Annotated in this window: 2 protein-coding genes; both read left to right on the forward strand. The window is 61.3% G+C overall.

What is annotated here, in order from left to right:
• On the forward strand, positions 1–717 hold a 717-nt coding region (locus ACFWPJ_RS33145), incomplete at its 5' end, for a hypothetical protein (protein ID WP_378857519.1).
• Positions 710–1,284 (forward strand): hypothetical protein (locus tag ACFWPJ_RS33150; protein WP_378857521.1); only part of this gene is annotated, 575 nt, incomplete at its 3' end. The genes ACFWPJ_RS33145 and ACFWPJ_RS33150, both read left to right, overlap by 8 nt.

Below are 1,284 nucleotides of genomic sequence, written 5' to 3' on the forward strand. Positions count from 1 at the left end.
GCAAGCGAACTGGAATCTGCCGCAAACTTCGCGCCGAGCGAGCCCGACAAGAGCATCTGGGACAAGATGTGGGACTTCCTGAACGAGAACCAGGAGGCAATCCACGACACCTTGGCCGCGACGTCAGCGATCACCGGGCTGCTGGCGCTTGTCACGCCGCCACCGATCAGCATTGCTTTCGGTGCGGTCGCACTGGTCAGTGGTCTCGGCGCACTAGGAATGAACGCGCTGAACCCCGAGGTTCGCGATGCGATTGGCGACGTCGCGAACCTCGATTTCAATAAGGACGCCCTCACAACGCTGGGCACAACCGTCGGCACCGACACCCTATCGGTGCTCCCCGGCGTCGGTGGCGTTATCAAGGGGTCCAAAGTGTTGTTCTCCGAGGCCGACACTGCAGTTTCAGTCGCGAATGCGGCAACCGACACCGCCAGCTCGGCGTCGAAGTTCAGTCAGGTCATGACGGCCTTCGGCGACGGTGCACAGAGTCCCGGTATAGCGACAAAGATATTGGACTCGGTGGGGTCAAAGATTCCGTCTGGTTCTATTGGCGTCCAGACTGCGGGCGTGTTCCAAGACTTCAGTCAGGCGAGCACGCACGCAGCCAGCGTCGGCACCACTGTCGGCGGAATCGAAATGGTGTCGAGAGCGGCCAAGGCCGGTCTCGGCCTGACCGTAGCCGGTGACCTGATCGGCGGGTGGTACAGCAATGACTGATCAACCGATCAGCGTCGCGATTCCCGACGGCTACACCGCGGTCCCCTTAGACGATGTAGTCGCCCATGCCGACCTCATCCGTGCAACAGGCAGGGGTGAGGTCGCACAGCCAGACAAGGTGTCATTCCTCTCTGCGATCGCGACGCTGTTGGAATCTCTGGCCGCGAACGGCACCCGATATTGCGGAGTCGGAGCTCACCTCCTCCCCGACGGTGACCCGCTGTACTCCTGCCTGACCGTCTCAGTTGCCGATGCGGCAGGCGGGCCACGCAATCCACGCCTCGTGTTGTCGGACCTCGTTCAGTCCAGAAGCGCTGATGGCACACTCGGGCAGTCCGCGCTGGTTGAAACCGACACCCATCCGGTCTTGTTCACTGAGAAGGTCGGCTACATGACACCGCATCAGTCCGGGCAAAAAAGGGCGACTCCCGCCGTGTACCAGCTCCAAGCTGTAGTGCCCTCGGAGGACGGGAATTCACTGGTTGCAATCGAATTCTCGACGCCGGATGCCGAACGGGGAATTGCGTGTCGCAAGATGATTGCCGACATGGCACGCTCTGTAGTCTC

It is taken from the genome of Nocardia sp. NPDC058497 (assembly GCF_042720195.1).
GTDB lineage: Bacteria > Actinomycetota > Actinomycetes > Mycobacteriales > Mycobacteriaceae > Nocardia.